At 71.3% G+C, this 3,576-nt stretch carries 5 protein-coding genes and 1 pseudogene; 3 read left to right on the top strand and 3 right to left on the bottom strand.

Annotated elements, in window-relative coordinates; translation table 11 throughout:
- The first annotated feature begins 128 nt into the window (after window positions 1-128).
- Window positions 129-263 carry a hypothetical protein gene (locus WH07_RS41870; protein WP_269801409.1) on the top strand — a complete coding sequence of 45 codons (135 nt, stop codon included), beginning with the start codon at window positions 129-131 and terminating at the stop codon, window positions 261-263.
- A gap of 33 nt (window positions 264-296) precedes the next feature.
- Here WH07_RS41870 and WH07_RS33140 read toward each other — a convergent pair whose 3' ends face one another.
- Window positions 297-1,022, bottom strand: coding sequence for a response regulator transcription factor (locus tag WH07_RS33140; RefSeq protein WP_198533940.1), 726 nt, complete (start codon window positions 1,020-1,022; stop codon window positions 297-299).
- 58 nt (window positions 1,023-1,080) lie between these two features.
- A complete protein-coding gene (locus tag WH07_RS33135) occupies window positions 1,081-1,638 on the bottom strand; it encodes a MarR family winged helix-turn-helix transcriptional regulator (RefSeq protein WP_046508380.1) in 558 nt (185 codons plus the stop codon).
- A gap of 174 nt (window positions 1,639-1,812) precedes the next feature.
- Here WH07_RS33135 and WH07_RS33130 point away from each other — a divergent pair, with 174 nt between their 5' ends.
- Window positions 1,813-2,592: an SDR family NAD(P)-dependent oxidoreductase gene (locus WH07_RS33130; RefSeq protein WP_046508378.1), complete on the top strand. Its 780-nt coding sequence runs from the start codon at window positions 1,813-1,815 to the stop codon at window positions 2,590-2,592.
- A gap of 189 nt (window positions 2,593-2,781) precedes the next feature.
- Complete coding sequence (locus tag WH07_RS33125; protein WP_046508376.1) at window positions 2,782-3,237, top strand: MarR family winged helix-turn-helix transcriptional regulator; 456 nt, start codon at window positions 2,782-2,784, stop codon at window positions 3,235-3,237.
- A 159-nt stretch (window positions 3,238-3,396) separates the two neighbouring features.
- Here the strand turns inward: WH07_RS33125 and WH07_RS41570 are convergent.
- Window positions 3,397-3,501: pseudogene (locus WH07_RS41570) on the bottom strand (hypothetical protein); the annotation flags it as partial.
- Window positions 3,502-3,576: the final 75 nt, after the last annotated feature.

The following is a 3,576-nucleotide window of genomic DNA, read 5'->3' as shown; positions in this document are numbered from 1 at the left end:
GCGTGGGGGGTGGACATGCGTTCCTCTCAGCGGTCGCGGAGCGGGACAGAGGCTGTGCTCATGCAACCGGAACGGCCTGACACCCCCCGGCCAGTTGCCTGACGGCAGGCTGACATGAGGAAGGTCACATGTCCGGGGGTGGGGTTACGGAGGTGGGGCTACGGGCGCGGGGTTACGGGGAGCGCGCGTGCGCGGGCGGTACGGCCGGCACTGGCAGCATGGGCGGCATGGGCGGTACGGCCGGTCTCGGCGCCCGAGTCTGAACGCCCGAGCCGGCCTCGGCGCCGGAGCCTGCCTCAGCGCCCGAGCCAGTAGCCGAAGCCCCGGCGGGTATGGATCAGCCCGGGTTCCCCCTGGTCCCGGTCGACCTTGTGCCGGAGCCGGGAGACGAGCTTCTCGATCGCGTTGTCGGCACGGCTCTCGCCCCAGACATGCCGGCAGATCTGTTCCTTCGACAGGACCCGTTCCGCGTTGACCAGCAGGTGGCGTAACAGCCGGTATTCCGCGGGGGTCAGATCGAGCGCCCGCCCGCCGCGCCTGGCCCGGCAGGTGACGTCGTTCAGGACGAGATCCCCGTACCGCGGTGCCCGCTCCAGCCGTTCCGGGCCGCGGGCGCGCAGTAACACCTGCGCCCTGGCGAGGACTTCGGCGATCCGGAGCGGCCGGGTGACATAGTCGGCGAGGCCCAGGCCCAGTTCGGGGACGAGCCTGCCCAGGGATTCACAGGCGGTGAGGAAGAGCACGGGCGGCCGGTCGGCGGGGGCGACGCGCGGGTATCCGATGAAACCGTCCGACTCGGCCAGTGTCGTATCGATGACCACCAGATCGGACGGGTGCTCCGCGAACCGCACCACCGCCTCGGGGATGGTGCCCGCCGTGCGGACCTGATAGCCCGCCAGTTCCAGGGTCGTCGCGAGCAGTTCGGTCGTCCCGGGGTCGTCGACGACGACCAGGACGCGCTGCCCGTCCCCGCGAACCGGCGAAGGGATCCCGCTGACGCTTCCGTTGATGCTTCCAGGCATGGAAAGACCATTCGTGTGTGCCCGCTCGGTCACTGCCCGCCGGTGCCGGTCGCCGGACTCAGGCGGGGTGCGACGCCCCGCCGTGGTCCGGCGCGGTGGCCGGTTGGGGGGCCGGTCCGGGAGCGGGTTCGTGGCCCTCCGCGTCGGCGTGGGTGATGAAGTCGTCGACCATCCGGTTGAACAGGGTGGCGAGCTGCCGCAGATCCTCCGGTGACCAGGCGGCCAGGGCCACTTGCATCGCCCGGCAGCTCGCCTCGCGGACACGCTCGACCGTCGCCCGGCCGGACGGGGTGAGCTGGATGCGCTGCGCCCGGCGGTCGTCCGGGTCCGGTACGCGGATCACATAGCCGGCCTTCTCCAGGTGCTGCACCTGCCGGGTGATGTGCGAGGCCTCCACGGCCAGCCGCGCCGCCAGTTCGCCGGGGCGGAGCGGATCGGACTCGACGATCTGCCGCAGGAGCGCCACGGCGGCCCGGTCCAGCGGCACTCCGGCCATGGCCATCAGACGGTCGTGCTGCTTGACCCGGCCGGTGAGATAGGCGATACGGGTGAAGGCGCGCTCGATCCCGGCCGTGTCCGGCGAGACGGGGGCGGCAGCCGGCAGCGGTGTGGACATACACCCACGTTAGCAGGAAGTTGCCTGACTCAAGCAATCTTGCCAGGAGCCTCGCTTACTTGATTGACTCAATCAACTCAGCCTGTGTGCACGTAAACGCGCACATCAAGCAGCCGGGCCACTCAAGCAGCCGTCGGGCAACTCGCAAGCAGTCACGGAAGCAGGGAGCCATCCATGAGCAGCAGCACCGGCCTTCGCACCGGCCTTCAGGGGCGCAGCGTCATCGTCACCGGAGCGGGTTCGGGCATCGGCAGGGCCGCGGCCCTGCGGTTCGCCGAGGAAGGCGCGCGGGTCACGCTCGCGGATCTCGACCGTGAGGCCGTCGAGCGGACCGTACGGGAGACGGAGACCGCGGGAGGCACCGCACAGGCGGTCGTCGGCGATCTCAGCGACCAGGAGGTGGTGGACCGGGTCGTCGTGACGGCGGTGGACGCCTTCGGCGGCCTGGACGTCCTGGTGAACAACGCCGGGATCATGGACCGGATGTCGGCGCTCGCGGAGACCGACGACGCCGAGTGGGAGCGGGTGATACGGGTCAATCTGACGGCCCCTTTCCTGCTGACCCGGGCCGCCCTGCCGCACATGCTGGCCGCGGGCGGCGGCTCGATCGTCTTCACCGCGTCCGAGGCGAGCCTGCGCGGCAGCGCGGCCGGCGCCGCGTACACCGCGTCCAAGCACGGTGTGGTGGGGCTGACGAAGTCCCTCGCCGTGATGTACCGGAAGGAGGGAATCCGCGCCAACGCCATCGCCCCCGGCGCCACCGCGACCAATATCCGGGTCGACGCCCAGGGCCGGTCCCACGGACCGGGCACCATCGGCCCGTATGTCGCCCTCGCCGGCAAGGTGGCCGCGGCGGAGGAGCAGGCCGCCGCCATCGTGTTCCTGGCCTCCGACGCGGCGAGCAACATCAGCGGCGCGATCCTGCCCGTCGACAACGGGTGGTCCGCGATCTGAGCGACCGCGCGGCCGAGCGGCGGGCGGGGCCGGGCCGGGCCGATCAACGGGCACGGCCGAGCGGCGGGCACGCCTGAGCGGCAGGCAGGGCCGAGCGGCGGGCATGTCCGAGCGGCAGGCACGGTCGAGCGGCGGGCCCGTACGGAAGCCGGTGTTCTCGGAGCCTGAACTCTTGAGAGGATCGGCGGTATGGACAAGCCCACGCACTTGATCGAGTTCGAGACGATGGTGCTCGGGCGGCACATCTATCTCAATACGCCCCGGTCGCGCGGGGGCGACGGCCGGCTGGACCGCAGCGCGTACATCGTGCTCAGCCGGATCCTGATGGAAGGCCCCATGTCCATCGGGCAGTTGAGCGACGCCTTCGGTCTGGACGCCTCCACCCTCAACCGGCAGACCGCCGCGATGCTGCGTGCCGGGCTGGTCGAGCGCATTCCGGATCCGGAGGGCGGTATCGCCCGTAAGTTCCGCGTCACCGCCGAGGGCGAGCGCCGCCTCGACACGCACCGGGCGGAGAGCGTCCGGGGGCTGGAGAAGGTGGTGGCCGACTGGACTCCGGAAGAGGTCGCGGCCTTCGCCACGTATCTCAAGCGCTTCAACGCGGGGATCGAGCACCTCGACGGACGGCCCTGGCCGCGGCCATGAGCGACGCCGATCTTCTCCTCCCAGGCCAGGGCCTCGGCGGCGCGCAGGAAGGCGTTGGCCTGCTCCTCCATCTGCGTCTGGAGGGAGGTGGTGAAAAAGGAGGGGGGTGCCGTTCTCGGCGGTGACGAGCGCGGCGATCTCGGCGGCGAGGGCGGCGTGCAGCGCGTTGAACCGGCGCACGGCGCTCTGGCGTTCCTTCGGGTCGAGGGCGGGCCAGGGGCCGTTGTCAAAGGCCGTACGGGCGGCCGCGACCGCCTTGTCCACACCGGCGGGGGACGTCTGGGCGGACCGGCCGACCAGCGACTGGTCGTGGGGGGGGGAACGGATGTTGAGGAGGTG

It is taken from the genome of Streptomyces odonnellii (assembly GCF_000981895.1).
Lineage (GTDB): Bacteria > Actinomycetota > Actinomycetes > Streptomycetales > Streptomycetaceae > Streptomyces > Streptomyces odonnellii.
This window is presented reverse-complemented; position numbering and strand designations above follow the sequence as displayed.

Excerpts from the sequence above, each read along its gene's own strand:
- WH07_RS41870 (WP_269801409.1), top strand. The coding sequence starts at position 129 with ATGTCCGGGGGTGGGGTTACGGAGGTGGGGCTACGGGCGCGGGGTTAC.
- WH07_RS33140 (WP_198533940.1), bottom strand. The coding sequence starts at position 1,022 with ATGCCTGGAAGCATCAACGGAAGCGTCAGCGGGATCCCTTCGCCGGTT.
- WH07_RS33135 (WP_046508380.1), bottom strand. The coding sequence starts at position 1,638 with ATGTCCACACCGCTGCCGGCTGCCGCCCCCGTCTCGCCGGACACGGCC.
- WH07_RS33130 (WP_046508378.1), top strand. The coding sequence starts at position 1,813 with ATGAGCAGCAGCACCGGCCTTCGCACCGGCCTTCAGGGGCGCAGCGTC.
- WH07_RS33125 (WP_046508376.1), top strand. The coding sequence starts at position 2,782 with ATGGACAAGCCCACGCACTTGATCGAGTTCGAGACGATGGTGCTCGGG.